The sequence below is a fragment of the Salipaludibacillus neizhouensis genome, assembly GCF_002886185.1.
Lineage (GTDB): Bacteria > Bacillota > Bacilli > Bacillales > Salisediminibacteriaceae > Salipaludibacillus > Salipaludibacillus neizhouensis.
Genome location: NZ_KZ614146.1, coordinates 553,010 through 571,533, shown reverse-complemented (window position 1 = coordinate 571,533; position 18,524 = coordinate 553,010). Strand labels below are relative to the sequence as shown.

20 protein-coding genes and 1 riboswitch are annotated in these 18,524 nt (G+C 38.1%); of the genes, 1 reads left to right on the top strand and 19 read right to left on the bottom strand.

From position 1 onward, the window contains the following. Window positions 1-47 precede the first annotated feature (47 nt). The 3 genes from CEF18_RS02510 to CEF18_RS02500 form a co-directional block, all read right to left on the bottom strand. A complete protein-coding gene (locus tag CEF18_RS02510; RefSeq protein ID WP_183041161.1) occupies window positions 48-1,553 on the bottom strand; it encodes an Rne/Rng family ribonuclease in 1,506 nt (501 codons plus the stop codon). A 139-nt stretch (window positions 1,554-1,692) separates the two neighbouring features. Then, window positions 1,693-2,532, bottom strand: a complete 840-nt coding sequence (locus tag CEF18_RS02505; RefSeq protein WP_110935024.1) for a M50 family metallopeptidase — start codon at window positions 2,530-2,532, stop codon at window positions 1,693-1,695. Next, window positions 2,525-3,361: a M23 family metallopeptidase gene (locus CEF18_RS02500; protein ID WP_183041162.1), complete on the bottom strand. Its 837-nt coding sequence runs from the start codon at window positions 3,359-3,361 to the stop codon at window positions 2,525-2,527. Before CEF18_RS02500 ends, CEF18_RS02505 begins: the two co-directional genes overlap by 8 nt. A gap of 394 nt (window positions 3,362-3,755) precedes the next feature. Here CEF18_RS02500 and CEF18_RS02495 point away from each other — a divergent pair, with 394 nt between their 5' ends. After that, window positions 3,756-4,262, top strand: a complete 507-nt coding sequence (locus CEF18_RS02495; RefSeq protein ID WP_110935022.1) for a DUF421 domain-containing protein — start codon at window positions 3,756-3,758, stop codon at window positions 4,260-4,262. 189 nt (window positions 4,263-4,451) lie between these two features. Here the strand turns inward: CEF18_RS02495 and CEF18_RS02490 are convergent, their stop codons facing one another. The 16 genes from CEF18_RS02490 to CEF18_RS02415 form a co-directional block, all read right to left on the bottom strand. Then, window positions 4,452-4,955 (bottom strand): hypothetical protein, encoded by a 504-nt coding sequence (locus CEF18_RS02490; RefSeq protein WP_110935021.1) that lies wholly within the window; start codon window positions 4,953-4,955, stop codon window positions 4,452-4,454. Window positions 4,956-5,159: 204 nt separating this feature from the next. Then, on the bottom strand, window positions 5,160-5,960 hold the full coding sequence (minD, locus tag CEF18_RS02485; RefSeq protein ID WP_110935020.1) for a septum site-determining protein MinD: 801 nt from the start codon (window positions 5,958-5,960) through the stop codon (window positions 5,160-5,162). A 176-nt stretch (window positions 5,961-6,136) separates the two neighbouring features. Further along, a complete protein-coding gene (gene minC, locus CEF18_RS02480) occupies window positions 6,137-6,817 on the bottom strand; it encodes a septum site-determining protein MinC (protein WP_110935019.1) in 681 nt (226 codons plus the stop codon). A 45-nt stretch (window positions 6,818-6,862) separates the two neighbouring features. Beyond that, on the bottom strand, window positions 6,863-7,390 hold the full coding sequence (gene mreD, locus CEF18_RS02475) for a rod shape-determining protein MreD (protein WP_223292210.1): 528 nt from the start codon (window positions 7,388-7,390) through the stop codon (window positions 6,863-6,865). After that, window positions 7,387-8,337 (bottom strand): rod shape-determining protein MreC, encoded by a 951-nt coding sequence (gene mreC / locus CEF18_RS02470; protein ID WP_110935018.1) that lies wholly within the window; start codon window positions 8,335-8,337, stop codon window positions 7,387-7,389. Before mreC ends, mreD begins: the two co-directional genes overlap by 4 nt. A 16-nt stretch (window positions 8,338-8,353) precedes the next feature. Further along, window positions 8,354-9,391, bottom strand: coding sequence for a rod shape-determining protein (locus CEF18_RS02465; RefSeq protein WP_110935017.1), 1,038 nt, complete (start codon window positions 9,389-9,391; stop codon window positions 8,354-8,356). A gap of 383 nt (window positions 9,392-9,774) precedes the next feature. Beyond that, a complete protein-coding gene (gene radC / locus CEF18_RS02460; RefSeq protein WP_147422008.1) occupies window positions 9,775-10,455 on the bottom strand; it encodes a RadC family protein in 681 nt (226 codons plus the stop codon). 70 nt (window positions 10,456-10,525) lie between these two features. Next, a complete protein-coding gene (locus CEF18_RS02455) occupies window positions 10,526-11,092 on the bottom strand; it encodes a Maf family protein (RefSeq protein ID WP_110935015.1) in 567 nt (188 codons plus the stop codon). 133 nt (window positions 11,093-11,225) lie between these two features. Next, window positions 11,226-12,269 carry a hypothetical protein gene (locus CEF18_RS02450; RefSeq protein WP_110935014.1) on the bottom strand — a complete coding sequence of 348 codons (1,044 nt, stop codon included), beginning with the start codon at window positions 12,267-12,269 and terminating at the stop codon, window positions 11,226-11,228. 125 nt (window positions 12,270-12,394) lie between these two features. Continuing rightward, window positions 12,395-13,204 (bottom strand): hypothetical protein, encoded by an 810-nt coding sequence (locus CEF18_RS02445; protein WP_110935013.1) that lies wholly within the window; start codon window positions 13,202-13,204, stop codon window positions 12,395-12,397. Continuing rightward, entirely contained in the window at window positions 13,201-13,842 is a 642-nt protein-coding gene (locus tag CEF18_RS02440) for a PilN domain-containing protein (protein ID WP_110935012.1), read from the bottom strand. The genes CEF18_RS02445 and CEF18_RS02440 overlap by 4 nt, the downstream gene beginning before the upstream one ends. 2 nt (window positions 13,843-13,844) lie before the next feature. After that, window positions 13,845-14,843, bottom strand: a complete 999-nt coding sequence (pilM, locus tag CEF18_RS02435; RefSeq protein WP_110935011.1) for a type IV pilus biogenesis protein PilM — start codon at window positions 14,841-14,843, stop codon at window positions 13,845-13,847. After that, the gene (locus tag CEF18_RS02430; RefSeq protein ID WP_110935010.1) at window positions 14,843-15,610 is read right to left on the bottom strand and encodes a prepilin peptidase; all 768 of its coding nucleotides are present in this window, start codon (window positions 15,608-15,610) and stop codon (window positions 14,843-14,845) included. The genes pilM and CEF18_RS02430 overlap by 1 nt, the downstream gene beginning before the upstream one ends. Before the next feature lie 126 nt (window positions 15,611-15,736). Continuing rightward, on the bottom strand, window positions 15,737-16,153 hold the full coding sequence (locus CEF18_RS02425) for a competence type IV pilus major pilin ComGC (protein ID WP_110935009.1): 417 nt from the start codon (window positions 16,151-16,153) through the stop codon (window positions 15,737-15,739). A gap of 32 nt (window positions 16,154-16,185) precedes the next feature. Beyond that, window positions 16,186-16,271: riboswitch (cyclic di-GMP riboswitch) on the bottom strand. Window positions 16,272-16,275: 4 nt separating this feature from the next. Next, window positions 16,276-17,481, bottom strand: a complete 1,206-nt coding sequence (locus tag CEF18_RS02420) for a type II secretion system F family protein (protein ID WP_110935008.1) — start codon at window positions 17,479-17,481, stop codon at window positions 16,276-16,278. Then, complete coding sequence (locus CEF18_RS02415; RefSeq protein WP_110935007.1) at window positions 17,481-18,521, bottom strand: type IV pilus twitching motility protein PilT; 1,041 nt, start codon at window positions 18,519-18,521, stop codon at window positions 17,481-17,483. Before CEF18_RS02415 ends, CEF18_RS02420 begins: the two co-directional genes overlap by 1 nt. Window positions 18,522-18,524: the final 3 nt, after the last annotated feature.

Genomic DNA, 18,524 nt, shown 5'->3' with positions numbered 1-18,524 from the left:
GATAGCTGTCAACTTATACTTTCTTTTAAATTTCTACTGTTTATTAATTAAGAATGCTGACGCATCTCCCACTGTTGCTGTATTTCTTCTCGATCACCAGCTAAGCGTATCTCATACCCGGAAACTTTTTCAGAAGGAACCATGAAAAGTTCTTTTCCACTAACCTGTTTTAAAAGCGTCAATCGCTTTTTATTCTCTGCTGTTAACAAAGCCATCATGCGATCTTCTACTTCCACTAAATACGCATCCTCTATCGCGAATCGCCGTGCGAAAAGTTCATCTTCCAATTCTCTTGTTAATTCCTCACTTGTTTTAATCCATCCACTTCCGTCACATGTTTGGCAAGGAATTTGTAATGCCTCATGTAATGGTTTTCTTGTTTTTTTTCTTGTCATTTCCAGAAGTCCCAGTTTTGTAAAACCAAGTACATTCGTCGTGGTGCGATCATTTCGTAACGTTCGTTTAATTACTTGAAGAATCTCTTCTTGTTCCTTATCCGATTTCATATCAATGAAGTCAATAAGCACAATGCCACCAATATCGCGTAGCCTTAATTGTTCAGCAATCACTGCTGCAGCTTCTTTGTTTGTTTTAAAAGCTGTCTCTTTCTGATCATTTTTTCCGGTGAATTTCGCTGTATTTACATCAATGACAGTCATTGCTTCTGTATAATTAATAAAAAGAGACCCGCCGCTCCTTAACCACAAAAAAGGTTTAAGTGACCTGTCTAAAGCAGTTTGCAAGTCAAAATAGCTAAATATGCCCTGCTTTTCTTGATGGAATTCTAACTTCCAGGACTTGTCCACAGGCAACTGCTTTTTTAACAGAAGATAATCCTCTCGGTTGTCAACGACGATAATCGTTTCGTCATCATGTAAATAATCTCGACCAACTCGCGAAAAAATAGAAGATTCATTGTAGAGATACATCACTTTACTAGGCGATTCATTGCCTTTTGCGATAAAAGAGTGATATTGTTCGCGTAACCATTCAAACTCTTTACGGACATCTTCTGGATTGGCATCCTCTGCTAATGTTCGAAAAATAATCCCTTCACTTCCCTGAATCCATGCCTGCCCAAGTGCTCGGAAGGTGTCTCGATTTAAATCTTCGTTCATTTTCTTGGAGACAGCTACATAGCCACCATGGGGCATATACACAATATATTTTCCGGGAAATGATACGATCTCCGTTAATTTGGCCCCTTTTGTTCCAGTTTCTTCTTTTTTCACTTGAACAATAACGCGTTGCCCTTTTGTTAACAACGAATTAATTGGTTTCGAGACGGAAACAGGCTGATTATTATTTTCATTTTTCTTCTGCTGATAATCTACTAGTTCTTTTTTTAAAAGAAAACCATTTTTTTCAGCACCTATATCTATAAAAGCTGCATCCATACCGGGTAGAATATCGATTACTTTCCCTTGGATAATTACTCCCGGAGGAATATCTCCCTCAATTTCTTGATCAATTAACCATTCTACAACTGTTCCCTGTTCTAGAACGGCTCCCCTAACTCCTGTTGAATAACGATGAATGATAATTTTTCGCACGTTAGCATGACCCCATTCTATCTTAAATCTCGTGCTTCCTGGGCTCATTATAATTGTTTTGATAAGAAAAGTGCAAGGGACTTGAACAACGAAATAGATGCTGGATTAAAAGTGATAGCATTTAGATTTGTTCCCATATTTAAGCTAAGTGAGAAATAGCTACTCCACGAGCATTTCGTTGAAAATACGCCTGGAGAAGTTTTTTTTCATTTACTTGAACAACTTCATTCCCCTTTTTAAAATAGAAAATTAATTCTTTTTCTCGGTAAATCTTCTGAATCGCCTGAGCAACCGTTAACCCGGAAGAAACTTGCATCAATTGGATCTCCCTTACTTGCTTAGAGGAGTTCCTTTCTAAGATAAAACGAAGAAAGTGGTAATGTCTTTGTCGCCATTCTAAGTAATGCTGCACCCAGATAAAACAAATAATGACGATTAAATTCAAATGAAATGGAAGAATCAGAAGGCTGATACACGTTAGATTTATAAGTAAAAAAACTGACAAGCCAAAGCTTCTATCATAGGATTTTTGAAAAGGAAGAAACATACTTGTGAGGGTAAAAATCAATTTCCCCCCATCCAAAGGTAAAACTGGAAGAAGATTAAATGCCAAAATAGTTAAATTATGAAATAAAAACAGCCGGTGGTCGCCTTCCGACCAAACCGGTGTTGTGACAAGTAAATAACTAATGCCAATAAGCCATATATGCTGGATAGGTCCAGCAATAGTAACGAGAATTTCTTCTTTCGCGGGTCGATTCCCGTATTCATCCATTTCAGCCATGCCACCAAAGGGTAAAAGGGTAATTTTACGTATCCTCCATCCAAATCGCAAGGCAACAAGACTATGTCCTAATTCATGGATAAAAACAATAATAAGAATCATTAATATCTCTTTGAAAAGCCCTGTCATTCCTCCAATCCCAAGGATGACCCAAAGAACAGGATGGATGGTTATTTTTCGGATAAAATCAATCAAGTGTGATCACTTCAATTGGGTCTATAAACGAATCGCCTTCTTTCAGGGCAAAGTAGTAGACGCCGACAGATTCTTCATCATTAGGAGAAACACTGGCAAGTACTTCACCGCTATCAACATAATCGTACAAGTTAACATGGATATCATCCAGCATTCCGTACCAGGATTCTCCTCCATCATAGTGGCGAACAACAACAACTTTCCCCCACTCACCCTCTTCATCTTCCCCAATAAACCGGACTAATCCACTCTTAACAGCTTCCACAGATTCTTCCATTTCAGTTTCAACATAAATTCCTCTGCCGTTTTCTTCAAATGATTCTCGAATTTTTCCGGTTGCTGGTAATGCGAATTGCTCTAATTGTTCCTCCTCAGAATCCATGTCTCCTGGGGCTACAGTTTCCATTTGAGTAGGTAATAATGCAATTGGTCTGCCAAACATCTCTTCGTACCATATCGCAACTTGATCGAATTCAAATTCCTCCTGAAAGGACGTCTGAATATATTGTTTCGGTACTTCAAGAAAAGTTGCATTCGTATGAAATAAAATACTCACACCTAAGAAGAGGCATATGCTAGCTAATATTTGCATAAAAAATGTATCTTTCCTAAATAGAGGCTCTTGCTTTTGTTTCGGTTCATAAAGTCCCTTGCTATCGTGATCAAAAGAATATACCGTATCTTCTCTTTCCTCATCATGCTTTATATCATAAATAGGTCTGCCGTCACTTCTAACTCGCTGCTTTATTTTCTCGGGAGTTCTATCATAGGTACGCTGTCTTCTTTTCGCATCCATTTCTCGTTTTAGCTTTGCGACTTTTTGATTCATAGGCTTCCCTTCCTTGTCCAAAGATTCGTTGTACTGTATTTCTATGCCTTGTCCAAGACCGATAGAACTCAAAGAAAAAGCAATGCAAACCAATATGCGAAAATTACGAAGTAACAACGTTTCCCAAAAGGGGTCCAAAAAGGGGCAGTCCAAAAGGGTCAGACCCCCCATTATATGGAAAAAGGCCCTTTCCTGGGGGAAAGGGCGATATATAAATATAAGGGGGTAGTATTAGTTTATTCGTTTATTAATAAAATGTGATTTTGCCAAAACACTAATATTCTTCTAGTCTCACGATAAATAATGAGGCTATGTAACGTTTTATAAATGATCCATTGGTGAATATCTATAAGAGAGAGAAAAATAAATAAGAAAAAAGTTAGGAGTGAAAGAAGTGTTTTTTGATGATTGGGAAGGGGTTTTCAGGACCGTTGTCATTGCAGTTTGCACATATCCTGTTCTTATAATAATGCTGAGAATATCTGGCAAACGCACCTTGTCGAAAATGAATATGTTTGATTTTATTATAACTATTGCACTCGGTTCCACAGTTGCAACTATTCTGTTAAGTGAAAATGTTTCCTATGTAGAAGGTATCGTTGGACTAGGAATGCTAATCCTTTTTCAGTTTATAATAACCTGGATGTCCGTTCGTTTTGCTGCATTTAATGAAATGATCAAAGGAGAGCCTAGACTTTTATTTTACAATAATGAATTCAATTCCAAAGCAATGAAGAAAGAACGCATCAATAAAGATGAAATAAAACAGGCGTTGCGATCGAATGGGAAAGCAGCTTTTGATGATATCCATGCCGTTGTATTGGAAACAGATGGTTCATTATCCGTTATTCAAAAGCAAGAACAAGTAGAGGAAACTATGTTAAAAGACCTTGAAAAATAAGGATATCTTCTAAAACTGGGTAATGTGATCAGGTGAACTAACTGCATTATTCTCTTGATATATCTGAGGATTTACCTGTCATATAAAGGGGTCAGACCCCCCATTATATGGAAAAAACCCTTTCCGAATTAGGAAAGGGTTACTTTTTGTTCTTTACTATAACTATTATACTCGTTTCTGTGAGTCGTATTAAACAGGACGGTTTGTAATGGTGTTCCCTTCCTTGGTGTTTTCTTCGGAGGCTTCCTCCGTGCCGGAATTGTTAACTAGCTCATCTTTTGCTTCGACTGCTTTTGAGCCCACATCCTTAAGATCTTCTCCTGTCTCCTTGGCAGAGGAGATAATATCCTGAGCATCTTTTTTTACATCATTTACCTGTTCAACGACTTCTTCATTTGCCTTGTTATTAATTTTCTGAAGATCCCCTACTGCTTCCTTTAAAACAACAGTTGCATTCTGAATACGTTCCATCATTTGATCCTTCGCCGCAGTTGGGTCTGCTTTCACATCACTACTCATTTTGACGACAGAATCTTTTGCTTGGCCCGCACTTCTCATAACCTTTGAACGAGAATTTGAATCAAACATCACTACTGCGGCTCCAGCTAATGCTCCTACCGCCATTCCAGTCATTATCTTGCTACCTACTCCGTTTTCTTGCTCATTATGCTTTGTATACTTTTCACTAGTCAATGTTATCTCTCCTCTTTCATATATTTTTTAATAATAAAGATCCGTCTAATTAGTTGGTGACTCTTATTTTTCTTTTCCACAGTTCGCCGGTTATTAAACTATGTTTTAGGAGAAATTAATTTTCATCCCATCAAACGCAAAAAAAGGCCAAGGAGAATTTCCCCGTAGCCTGCAACAACAATTGACTGTTGTGCTTGTTCGTATTTATCCTCTCATACCGAGGAATTTTTTCATTTTCTTAAATACACCATCTTTATCTTCTAAAGACATAAGTGGTACGGTTTCCCCATTTATACGGCGACCTATATTCCGATAGGCAATAGAAGCTTTACTCGTAGGATCTAGGGCAATTGGTTCCCCTTTATTAGATGCTTTTATAACGTCGTCGTCATCTACAACAATCCCGAGCAAATCGATAGCTAAAATGGATACTATTTCTTCCACATCCATAGCATCTCCGTTTTTCATCATATGCCTGCGAATACGGTTTATCACTAACTTTGGAGCAGCAACGCCCTCTTCTTTTTCCAAAAGGCCTATAATACGATCTGCATCGCGAACAGAAGATATTTCCGGTGTCGTTACAACTATAGCCTTGTCTGCTCCAGAAACTGCATTTTTAAAACCTTGTTCAATCCCTGCCGGACAATCAATTAATATATAGTCATAATCCTGCTTAAGCTCGTCCACGATTTCTTTAACCTGTTCTGGTTCCACAGAAGTTTTATCTTTTGTTTGGGCTGCAGGGAGGAGATAAAGGTGCTCGAATCGTTTATCCTTAATTAGTGCTTGCTTAATTCGACAGTTACCTTGAACAACATCTACCAGGTCATAAATGATCCGATTTTCTAATCCCATGACAACGTCAAGGTTTCGAAGGCCTATATCAGTATCAATTAAACATACTTTTTTCCCGGAAAGTGCAAGGGCTGTTCCTATATTGGCAGTAGTTGTAGTTTTACCTACACCACCCTTACCTGATGTAATTACAATCGCTTCTCCCACTTTATTCTCCCCTTTCTTAAAACAATCTTTTCCCCTTTATTTCATTCTACCATTAATATCTATTAAAGTATCAACAACACGTACGGCGGTTCGTTTATAAAGCTATTTCCTCATATGATCGTGCTGAAGTTCGTATCACCCTAGCAATCTTCCACAAAGTCACTACTAGTATTCTTTTAAATATCCATGGATAATGTAGGACGAATCTTTCTTAGTTTTAATAATTTATCCAATACCATTTCTTTATCATCATTGACATACGCACATTCAATATTGCTCTGTAGTTCTTCGTCATCCTCAGGAGGTCTGCGGATAATAGAAGCCACTCTTAATTGCGTTGGTTCCATTGTAGATGCACAAATGACAGCTTGATCTTCTCCTAAATAACCCGCATGAGCAATTCCCCGTAATTTCCCCATTATGTATATACTTCCTGTTGCCTTTACAGTAGCACCAGGGTTAACGTCCCCTATTAAAAGGAGGTCCCCTTTAACTTCTAATACCTGGCCAGATCTAACAACGGTTACTATGCGATTTATTTGTTGCAACTGTCTAATTTCTTCTGCTTTTACTTTTGAAATAACTTCTGATTCAATCGCTTCGATTCTCACGTTCATTTCCTGCGAAAAAAGACTCTCTAACTCTTTTTCTTGTTCAAGATTCAAATAACGTGTACCAATAACGATTTTCGCCTTAATAGGTCCTTGAGAAGGCGACAAGGTTTCAGGCCGCTCAGATAGTTTGTCCTTTAATTCTTCCTTTAAATGATCTAAAGTGCATTGATCGTCAAGTAAGAATGTTAACCCATCTTTTGTACCTTTAATAACGACAAATTGTTTCTTGCTTGTATTGGGCATTGCGCCTGTCACCTCCTAAAACTAGAATCAAGAACCCTAGAATTCTTAGTCATTTAATTCTCCCAATCTTTTTTCCAAATATAGAAAACCTATTCGTAAAGGATAAGCTACAACAGCCAATACGATCAAATTCATCAATAGTGTTGGTAAAAAGCGGACCGAGAGAAACTCATCATTCGACATTTCTGTTAAGCCAAGTAGAATCATCATTCCGTACACATAGTATTCTAATAAGCCAACTCCAACAATGACAATGATGATTGTCATCGACAAATTTCTTTTAAAAAACGGAATGGAAATAGAAAGTAAATAGACAATAACACCCATTCCAAAAGTATAAATTCCTAAAGTGGAAGAATAAACGATATCATAAATCACACCAAATATAACGGCATAAAAGAGCCCATTTGCTCTTCCTCGAAAAATTCCGGCAAATAAAATCAACATAAACATCCAACGAGGGATTACCTGATAATCAAATTCACCAGCATTAGGAGCAAAAATTTGGTAAACAGTACCTTCTACAATAAATAAAAAAAACAAAACGAGAAACAACGAGACTCTTATCATCATGAGTCTTCGTCTCCGGACTCATTATTACTCTCTTCACTATCCGCATTATCCTCGTTCTCAGATTCACCGAAGCCTTCAGCATCTGGATCAATGTCTTCCTCTAATTTATCCGCACTTCTTTCAACGACCATGACATAATCCAACTGATAAAAATCAGCAGACGGTTCAACATAGGCTGTTTGAGTTAAACCAAATTCATCATACTCATAGTCTACAATTTCACCTATTTGAAGATTACGCGGAAAAACACCACCTAAACCTGAGGTAACCACTGTTTGACCATTTTCAAGCTCTACATCAATATTAATTTTAGTGAATTGTAAATAGCCTGTTTCCGGATCTATACCTTCAATAAAACCTTGAACTGCTTCATCTGCATCAACCGTTGCTGAAATTCGGTTTAATATATCCTGATCACTTAAAAGTTGGATCGTTGAAGAAAATTGCGAAACTTGATCGATTTTACCAATCAAACCTTCAGAAGTAATGACAGCCATATTTTCTTCGATCCCATTTTGTGCACCTTTGTTAATCCCTACCTGCTCATTCCAGCGATCAGGAGAACGCTGGATAACAAGTGCGGACCGCACCGTGTAATCCATCAAATCATAATCTTCTTTTAGATCTATTGCACCTTCAAGTTCATCGTTCCGTCTTCGAAGTTCATTTACTTCTACTTGAATTGTCGCGTACTCGTCTAAATGTGATTTTAATACTTGGTTCTCTTCATAAAGATTTCTCATATCACTCACGCTCTCAAAGAACCCCGCTGCTATATGTGAGGGTCCTGAAAACGCGGACTGTACCCAGCCGACTGTATCTTGAACGAATTGCTCCGGCCAAGACAAGTCACGTCGATCACTCATAGAGTAGCCGATTAAACCTACGAGGATGATCATACATACAAGCAAGATAATAAGGCGTTTATTTGAAAAAAATGGAGTCATTTGCGACACCTACTTATCATTTTCTATTTGAACGAACAGTTATTCCAGCTTTAGAGCGGAATAGATGAAGGTTTTCAAGTGCTCTTCCCGTACCAATGGCTACACAGTCTAAAGGATCTTCTGATACGAGAACAGGCATATTTGTTTCTTCACTTAATACTTTATCCAAGTTTCTTAACAAAGCTCCGCCACCGGTCAAAACAATACCGCGGTCCATAATATCAGCGGCTAATTCGGGGGGAGATTGTTCTAAAGTATCTTTCACTGCTTGAACAATTTGTGTAACAGTATCTTGCAGTGCGCCCGCAATTTCTTTCGCATGAATCGAAATCGTTTTAGGTAACCCTGAAACAAGATCTCTACCTCTAATATCCATGACTTCTGTTTCTTCTGCTTCTCCTGCAGAACCGATCTCAAATTTAATTGCTTCCGCTGTACGTTCACCAATCATTAAACTATACGATTTCTTTACATACTGAATAATTGCATCGTCCATCTCGTCACCAGCTACACGAACTGACTGGCTTGTTACAATACCACCGAGAGAAATAATAGCAACTTCTGTCGTACCGCCACCAATGTCAACAATCATACTTCCAGTAGGCTCCCAGACAGGTAAATTCGCGCCGATCGCAGCCGCAAATGGCTCTTCTATTGTAAATGCTTCTCTAGCTCCGGCTTGCTTCGTTGCATCTTCTACTGCCCTTTTCTCAACAGCAGTTATTCCAGACGGGACACATACCATAACGTTTGGTTTACGTGTGAAAATGGAACGGTTACGAAGCGCCTGTTGGATAAAGTACTTCATCATCGTCGCTGTTGTATCAAAATCGGCAATAACTCCATCTTTCATTGGACGTATTGCGACAATATTTCCTGGTGTTCTTCCGATCATATTTCGTGCATCGCTACCAACTGCCTCGATAGAACCTGAGTCAGAACGAATAGCAACCACAGAAGGTTCACGTAAAATAACCCCTTTTCCCTTTACGTAAACTAGTGTGTTAGCTGTACCTAAATCAATTCCTAAATCCTTTGAAAATCCTGCAAACATCTATGTATCTCCCTTCATCCATTCGAGCTTATTCTCATCTATTGGTTTGTATCAACTTAATTTCTTGTCATAAAATCTTCAAATAGTCATTAAAAATGGCCCTGTTTCGAATAGTTATGCTGACGGCTCAGCCTTATTCCTTACGTTTTACTTTAAGCCATAAGATTTTTTTGAACAGTTACTTCATGATTTCTCGTCGATAAAGATAATTATACTCAAAGAATCATCTATTGAGTAGCTTTTTCATGAATCAACAAAAAAATCCTCATTTTATCCTAACACAACCAATGAATCCTGTACATCGAGAAGTAGACTAGAACAGACAGGATGGGGATTAGCAAGATGCTGAAGCAGAAGTCCCGTTTTGTAATGGTAAATTTTGATTATAAATGACCTTTTTCTTTTAGGGATATAAACCTATGATCTCCAATAATAATGTGATCAAGTACCTCAATCCCAATCATTCGACCAGATTCTATTAGGCGTTTTGTCACATCGATATCTTCTTTACTTGGTGATGGATCCCCGGATGGATGATTATGAAGGCATATAATCGAGGCTGCTGAGTAGCGAAAAGCTTCTTTGAACACCTCACGTGGATGAACGATACTTGCATTTAAACTACCGATAAATATTGTTTGTTTATGGATAACTTGATTTTTCGTATTGAGGTAAAGGCAAATGAAGTGTTCCTGTTGAAGGTGACGCATCTCTTCCATCATATAATTCGATACGTCTTCGGGGGATCTGATAACATAGCGGTCTTCTGCGGGGTATTGGTGAATTCTTCTTCCTAATTCGAGGGCTGCTTTAAGCTGTACTGCTTTCGCTTCTCCAATTCCCCGAATATCCATTAACTCTTTGATCGATGCCTCTTTCAGTAACTTCAATCCATCAAAGTGTTGAATAACTCTTGCCGATAATTGAATAACGGACTCAGATTTCGTTCCAGATCCAAGAAGTAAGGCAATAAGATCCTGATTGGATAAAGCCTGGGGGCCATCTCTGACTAATCGTTCTCTAGGCCTCTCACTTTTCGGCACATCTCGAATCATCATAGGCATTGTCAATATAATTCCTCCTTTTGATACCTTTCGTACCTAGAGTCAAGATTCAGCTGGGTACTTCAGGAATTCACACATGATCATTAAACGTCTTCAATGCACGAACAACCTTTGCAATCGGCAACCCGACAATCGCAAAATAATCACCATTTATTTTTTCTACCAACATGGCACCTAACCCTTGAATTCCATAGGCTCCTGCTTTATCAACGGGTTCACCACTTTTTATGTACATACTAATATCTTCCTCGCTTAATGAGAAAAAATTCACCTCCGTTTTTTCCACAAACGTCACTTCTTTTTCGGCAGAAAGGAGAGTGACCCCTGTCAGTACCGTATGCCAGCCTCCCGATAACATCTGAAGCATTCTCCTTGCGTCATCATCATCAGTTGGCTTTCCTAGTATGTGTGAGTCAAGCGAGACAACGGTGTCCGATCCAAGTACTAGATGACCAGGATATCGCTCGAATACATTTAACGCCTTTTGATAGGCTAAAGAAGCTACCAAATCTTCAGGTAGGTTTTTCTTCGTCAATTTTTCTTCTACATCACTTGGGATTACGGTAAATGAAAGGCCGGCTTGTTCTAAAAGCTGCTTTCTTCTTGGCGATTGCGAGGCTAATATCAAAGGTTTCATGCGCGTCTGCTCCTTTACTCTATTAAAAACCGAAGAGTAGTCATTTATAAAGATAAGAGGAAGAGACTATTAAATTTTAGCAAACTCTTCCTCTTGATTCAATCTTATATCCAGAAAACAATTGATTATTTTTTCATGACTCTAATTGATTAACAATCGCATTGTAATCGATCATTCCTTCTAGAACGCTTTTTTGAATTTCCCATGCATGAGGGGCAGCAGTTTCATTTGAAGAATAGACATCCATAACAGCTTGGCTATTTACAATCCAATCTTTCAATAAAGTATTCATCTTTTCATCTTGACTAGGCAACTCTTTAAAAGATGTAATCCACTTTGCACCCAATTGCTGAAACTGGGAAATCTCATTCTCGGTTGGCTGCGCTCCCGCTATTTCATTCATAGAAATTTGCGTTGCGCCTTTCATCCATTGCACCCCATCTGCTAAAAATTGATGTACTGGCTTTTCAACTTCGATTTGATCAGCATATATCGCATAAGATTTCATGTACGTATCCATTTCTTGTTTTTGGTAATAATTGCCTAGAGCTTCTGATGTTTCTTTACCTGCAGCGACACCCATAAATAAATACTGCGTGTCTCCCTCTTTCATGAGCACGGAAGGTTGTCCTTTTTCAGAGAGTAGATTCTGCATTTCTTTGCCTTTTTCTTCCGTAGTAAATGCTCCGCCCTGCGCAACAAATACATCAAGTGCAGGAACGGAAAATTTCTGATTTTCCCCTTCCGAACTTACACCTTGCACTTGACTCTGAGGAGTGCTCTGCTCTATCCCCAGGTCAGTTGTGTTCTCACTGTTATTAGTAAACAAAGAAAGCAACATCATACCAAAAGCTCCACCTACTAAAATGGCAGATGCTATTGATAAAAAAACAATATTTTTAAAAAAATTGAGCTTGAATTGGCTACCTTTACTCTTTTTTCTTTTAACAGGTGGAAGTTTTGGACTTTGTTCACTTATACCATCATCCCAAAAGGGCTCAATGGGTTTTTTTCGTTTGCTTTCCATACCAATTACTTTGTTTGGATCATCGTCACTGGAGATGCCGGTAACAGGCTGAGGATTCTCATTCTTATCCAAAGGTAAATCATTTCTGCCATTCTCTATCTTATAATATATATGACGTTCTTTATTTAGGCTGACGAGACTTTTTTTCATTCTACCTGTCCCCTTTTTCAATACGTTTATATTATTTTACGTTCCAAAAAGATAGATTAGAACAAAAAAGATAGAAAAGAAAAGGTCATCTCACATGTCTTTTATAAGATAGTTTATAATTTTAGCTATGGTAATTGGAAGAAAGGTGTTTCTTTATTAAAAGGAGTGCTAAATGGGCCCTGTCGTTCAAATTCTCCAAACTCAGGTAGTAATTCTTCCATATAGTATGTGCTGACAAGAACATTAAAGACGATTGTTTCATCCTCCTCTTCAACTTCTGCTTCTCCTTCTAACTCATACTCATCCTCTAATAGGATTTTTTCAGACGGGGCCTCAAAATAAAGGGAATAGACCTCTGTAAAACGTTCCAATTTTTCAATTTCAGCAATATAGTCATATATATTTTCGTATGTCTCAGCGTGCCCAGTTAAGCTTGCCGTTATTCCATTTATATCTTCTTGAGTTGAATCGGTTTCTACTGCAACTGGATCCTCGACATCTTCTATATCAGAATCAAGCTCCTCTGCAGGTTCATTTTGATCGGTAATGCTTTCTTCTGCTTCCTCTGATTCTTCTTCGATATTATCAAATGATGGCCTGAGCAATATATCTTTCGAAAAAACAAACTCCTCTATAGAGATGTCAGAGACGATTTCCAATCTCTCAATATCAATCATCCAATGATCAATCCAAGGGTGTACAGGAACTCGCTTGAGAAGTGAAGTGATTTGATGGTCCTCGTATTCAACAGTCTCCTCCTGCGAATTTTCAAGAGAGTATAAAATGTCTTCTTCGGTCATAAGTTGTTCTTCCTGGTCAGAAATTTGCTCGTTAAGTGGTTGAATAACTAAAAGGTAATATGCCAGTAAACCTATAGAGAAAAGACTTATTAAGGAAATAGCAAGGATCCGAATTCTTTTATTTTCTACATTCATTCATTTTCACCTTCCATTCCCTCGTCAAGCACTTCTTCTAATTCATCTTCTAGTTGTTCCTCCCACAAATCAGGGCTTAAAAGCATTTTTGTGTCAAGAGTAATCGTAAAACTAGCGATATACCTGGGTAATACCTCTTCGTTCCATTCATCTTCATTAAAGATAATTTCTTCTGCTAACATTTCATCAATCATCGCTTCTTCGACAACAACTAGCTCATCAACGGCATGGAGAAAGCTTGCTGCCTCTCGTTGTTCATCAAATTGAATATCCGCTGTAATAATACCTTCCTCTTGATATTCAAACGTTTCAATAAAGCCGCGTTCAGGAAGTTGACGGACAAATGTCTCTAGTAATCGAGATATTGGCTTTCGTTGCCCCTCTAATTCTTCCACTGCCGATTCCAACTTACTTCCGTCTGAACCCATGTTAGCTTGTCTCGCAGTAATAACCTGTTGCATTTCTCTAACATTTTCAATCTCTCTTTCCAACTGTTGACTTCGTTGCTCTTGATTTTGATGAAAAAGAAAGGCAAATACGACTACCATCATCATCGTGATAATTAAAAGAAACAGAAGAAGAAGTTGAATGCGATTACCCCTTGCTTTTTTCGGAAGTAAATTAATCTCAACGTTCATCACTACACCTCTTTTAGACAAAGGCTTAGAGGGAGAAGAAATTTGTTAGCTACATTACTATTATCTTCAATAATATCACCTATAGAATGTTTCATCTCTATCTCCAGACCCGTGGAATTTTCCAGCATTTTTTTAACCTTCATTAACATTGGATGATCTCCCGTTAGAAAGATTTTTGACACTTCTTTCTCACCTTTAAACAAGGTGTATTTATAAAAGTCTATGACTCGTTCAATTTCCGTAAACGAATCAGCTAGATCACCATCTATCTTTTCACTATTAATATCTTTCCACGTTACAAGAGAATCCTCTTGCGTCATTTCCCAATTTTCTACATCTAAGTAATGAGGAATACTCCTCAGAAAAATCGGTTTATGATGGTTGAAGACACTAACATTTATCGAAGTCATGTCCCATTCCAATAACATAATGTGAGCATCGTCATCTATCTGATCTAAATAATTCAAGTAATAGAATCGGTAAAGAGACAACGCTGCGACATCTGCAACATCTGGTTTTGTATTTCCGTCTTCCAAATGCTTAACATACTGTTTTAATAACGGTTCTGGAACCGCAAAAAAAAGAATCTCAATCGTTTCCGTTTCTTCCTCAGAATCTAAAATATGAAAATCAAAAGAAGCATCTTCAAAAGGAAGATGAATAGAGGTTCCTATTTCAAAATTAATATGACCTCGTATTTCTTCTTTCGTTAGATTATTAGGAAGAGACAGCTTCCGAAAGAAAATCGAAGAGTCAGGGACGAGAAATTTAATGTTTTTTCTTTTTAATTTCCAATTCGCGATACACTCTTCTAAAATCAGAACGAAATTAGTTTCATCAATAATTTTTCCTTTTTCTATGATACCTTCAGGAACTGCTTTCTCATAGAATGCCACCATAGATGCTTCCGAGGCTTCTTTTGTAATGACACAACGGATGACGTGATCTTTAAATTGTAAGCTTACATGATCTTGTTTTCTGAAATTTAATAAACCTGTCATTAGAAACCTCCATTAAGTAGTAAGTTGACATACCAATCTAGTATTGGATCATAGAAATAATAGCTTAGAATTGCTCCTAAGGCAATAAAAGGTCCAAAAGGGATTGGATGTTTTCTTTTTAGTTTACCAGTTATAAGTCCGATAATACCAAACACAGCCCCAAGGAATGACGATAAAAATATCGTTAATAATGTTCCTGAAAAACCTAGTACCAAACCAACTACAGCCATTAACTTGATATCTCCTCCACCCATGCCGCCCTTGCTTAGAATTGCTAAGAGCAAAAATAAAAGGAAACCAAATGCTGCTCCGGCAAGACTATCCCACCAATTTGGTAACGGTTCGATCACTCTTAATAGGATAAGCGGAACTAAAAAAAACAACAATACTTTGTCTGGGATCAGCATTGTCTCTAAATCAGATATTGTAATAATGATTAACATCGAAACAAAAACAAGAGCAACTACTAATTCCATTGACCATCCAACAATGATAGGAGAAAGTGAGAATAGACTTGCTGTTGCCAGTTCAAATAATGGGTATTTTACCGATATGTATGATGCACATTTTTTGCAATGTCCCCGCTGCACCACATAGGATACAACCGGTATAAGCTCTTTCCATGTAAGTGTTCGCTTACAAGTTTGACAGTTTGATCTCGGAGTAACAATCGATTCGCCTGCAGGAATCCGCAAGCCTACAACATTATAAAAGGACCCGAATGTTGCTCCTACTACAAATAAGTATACATGAAAAAGAACTTCCATGAACATGCTTCCTTTCATATTTAAATCTAAAGTTTTCTATGTTTTAACTTTTGAAGTTCATTATAAAGAAATGTCCCCCACAAGAGTGGGGGATGGCATAGGTGTTTGCACATTACAAGGAACTATTTATTGAATTTCATCTCTACTTAAGTTAGATCGTGCTACACCGTTAAAAATTGTACCATCAGAATTTGCTAAAGTAACTGTATGGTCCCCAGCAGTATTAGTGTCAAAGGTAACAGAACTGGCATCAGTATAATCTCCGCCGTCTGGATCTTCCATACTTTCAATATAGCCTCCTTCTTGTAACTCTAAAAGAGTAACACTTGTTGCATCTGGATTAGATGCCTGATATAGTCTTGCAGAACTAACCATTGTCTGAGCGTTAGCAACATGAGCATCCTGTCTAGAATTATCAATCAACCCACCTACACTAGGAATCGCAATTGCAGCAATAATCCCCAAAATTACAACAACAACCAATAATTCAATAAGCGTAAGCCCATCTTCATTCTTCAACATTTTTCTTAGCTTTTTAATCATGTTTTTTCTCTCCTCTTTTTTAATCTTTTATTTATAGAGAAGGCCGGTTGCACTACTCACTCCTGATGATCCAAGTACCCATATGAATCGATCATCTTTCATCGCGTCCTTTGCTATCTCATTTATATTTCTGAATAAATTTGGAACATCGGCACCATAATCGAAATAACGATTGTTCCTACGACGACCGCTAATAAAATAATCATTACCGGTTCAATTAATGCTTTTAATTTGTCCGTTGCATATTCTACTTCTTTCTCATAGAAATCTGCAATTTTTGCTAACATATCATCCAATGCTCCTGTTTCCTCGCCTATCGAGATCATCTGAATCACTAAAGGCGGATATACCCAGTGCTCTTTCATTGGAGTCGTTAGTTTTTGTCCTCTTTCCAACGCTTCCCGTGACTGTTTCAAAGATTGGGAAATCACTTCATTCTCGACTACCTTTTCAACAATTTGCATCGATTGTAATACTGGAACAGAGCTATAGAATAATGTACTAAGAGTTCTAGACATTCTAGCTAACGCCGCTTTTTGCAATAGCGAACCAAAAATCGGCATTTTTAACAGGGCATAGTCATAGTAATATTTCGTTTTGGGAGTTTGTTGAACAGCCCATAGACCAACAATTAACATAACTAGTAATAAGATCAGCAACCACCAAAATCCAGACACAAAATCACTTGCCCCTAATACAAATAGGGTAATAGCCGGCAGTTCTCCCCCGACATCACTCAACATACTTGCAAAAGTTGGGACAACAGATGAAAGAAGAAAGATTACCACACCGATGGCAACCACTCCCACAATAGCAGGATAAGCTAAAGCCGCTTTTACTTTTTGCCTTGTTTCATGCTGTTTTTCAAACTGCAAAGCAAGTTGCTCTAACGTTTCATCTAATGACCCACTTACTTCACCTGCACGAACCATATTAAGGAAAATAGGCGGAAACACTTTTTTATGTTCCGAGGCTGAGTCCGAGAATGCTTTTCCTGTTAATAATTCATCGGCTATTTGTGCAAGCGCTCGTCCTAAAACTTTACTTTCTGTCTGCTTCGACAAGATCATTGTCGTGTCCAAGAGAGAAACACCTGATTTGAGTAATGTAGCAAACTGCCTTAAAAACAATACAAAATCCTGTAATTTAACCGGATTACCAAGTGAAATCTCTTTATTTAATAACGAAGGCGCCACTTCTGTAAGAGAAGCTTGTGCGACTCCTTGTGCCCGTAGCTTTTGAATGGCTTGCCGCCGCGTTTGACCTAGGACAACCCCTTGCTTCTTTGTTCCATTTTTCAGTTTGCCTTCGTATTTAAATTGAGCCATTAGGAATCCCTCTCTTGTAAGTACGGAGCAACCTCTTCGTGACTTACCTCGTTCCGCCTAAGTAGTTCTCGAAGTGACATCTCAAGTGTGTGCATACCCTCACTGCGACTTGTCTGCATGACATTATAAATCTGGTGAATTTTTTCATTCCGGATCATATTTGCAATCGCGGAATTATTCACAAGAATTTCAGTAGCTGCCCTTCTGCTGCGATGATTAGTAGAAGGAAATAACCGTTGTGAAATAATCGCAGTCAAAACGGAGGCAAGTTGAATTCTAATTTGCGCTTGCTGTTCAGATGGAAACACATCGATAATTCGATCAATTGTCGCCGGTGCACTTGACGTGTGTAAGGTTGCTAAGACTAAGTGACCTGTTTCAGCAGCTGTAATAGCGGTAGAAATCGTTTCTAAATCTCTCATTTCTCCGACAAGAATGACATCCGGATCTTGTCTTAAAGCTGCCCGAAGACCATTCGCAAACGTTTTTGTATCAAAACCAACTTCCCGTTGGTCCACAATACTATTATCATGTTTGTGTAAATACTCAATTGGATCTTCCAGCGTAATAATATGTTTTTTAAACGAGTGGTTAATGTACTTCAACATCGCTGCTAGAGTAGTGGATTTCCCACTACCCGTTGGACCAGTAACAAGCACAAGACCTTGCTTTTTTTCCGCAATTTTGTTTAGTAATTGCGGAAGCTGTAAATCTTCGAGACTAGGAACTCCCATTGGAATAATTCGAATCGCAAAACTCACGTGAGATCGTTGATAATAAGCATTAATTCGAAATCGTGACACTTGCGGAATACCATAGGAAAAATCGACTTCTCCTTTTTCTTTCAAAACCTTTAAGTGACTGCTAGGAAGCAGTGCTTCCGTGATTCCGATCATTTCTTCTGGCGATATCTTGTCTTCATCTACCTTTACCAAGTCACCATGTATACGAAATATCGGTGGCATACCAATTGTTAAATGTAGGTCAGATGCCTGAACATTCACTGCTTTTTCAAGTAATAAATCTATTTTTTCTTTCAATGT

Coding starts and splice junctions, on each gene's coding strand:
- CEF18_RS02500 (WP_183041162.1), bottom strand. CDS start 3,361: ATGAATCAAAAAGTCGCAAAGCTAAAACGAGAAATGGATGCGAAAAGA.
- minC (WP_110935019.1), bottom strand. CDS start 6,817: ATGCCCAATACAAGCAAGAAACAATTTGTCGTTATTAAAGGTACAAAA.
- mreD (WP_223292210.1), bottom strand. CDS start 7,390: ATGATGATAAGAGTCTCGTTGTTTCTCGTTTTGTTTTTTTTATTTATT.
- mreC (WP_110935018.1), bottom strand. CDS start 8,337: ATGACTCCATTTTTTTCAAATAAACGCCTTATTATCTTGCTTGTATGT.
- CEF18_RS02465 (WP_110935017.1), bottom strand. CDS start 9,391: ATGTTTGCAGGATTTTCAAAGGATTTAGGAATTGATTTAGGTACAGCT.
- radC (WP_147422008.1), bottom strand. CDS start 10,455: ATGCCTATGATGATTCGAGATGTGCCGAAAAGTGAGAGGCCTAGAGAA.
- CEF18_RS02455 (WP_110935015.1), bottom strand. CDS start 11,092: ATGAAACCTTTGATATTAGCCTCGCAATCGCCAAGAAGAAAGCAGCTT.
- CEF18_RS02450 (WP_110935014.1), bottom strand. CDS start 12,269: ATGAAAAAAAGTCTCGTCAGCCTAAATAAAGAACGTCATATATATTAT.
- CEF18_RS02445 (WP_110935013.1), bottom strand. CDS start 13,204: ATGAATGTAGAAAATAAAAGAATTCGGATCCTTGCTATTTCCTTAATA.
- CEF18_RS02440 (WP_110935012.1), bottom strand. CDS start 13,842: ATGAACGTTGAGATTAATTTACTTCCGAAAAAAGCAAGGGGTAATCGC.
- pilM (WP_110935011.1), bottom strand. CDS start 14,843: ATGACAGGTTTATTAAATTTCAGAAAACAAGATCATGTAAGCTTACAA.
- CEF18_RS02430 (WP_110935010.1), bottom strand. CDS start 15,610: ATGGAAGTTCTTTTTCATGTATACTTATTTGTAGTAGGAGCAACATTC.
- CEF18_RS02425 (WP_110935009.1), bottom strand. CDS start 16,153: ATGATTAAAAAGCTAAGAAAAATGTTGAAGAATGAAGATGGGCTTACG.
- CEF18_RS02420 (WP_110935008.1), bottom strand. CDS start 17,481: ATGGCTCAATTTAAATACGAAGGCAAACTGAAAAATGGAACAAAGAAG.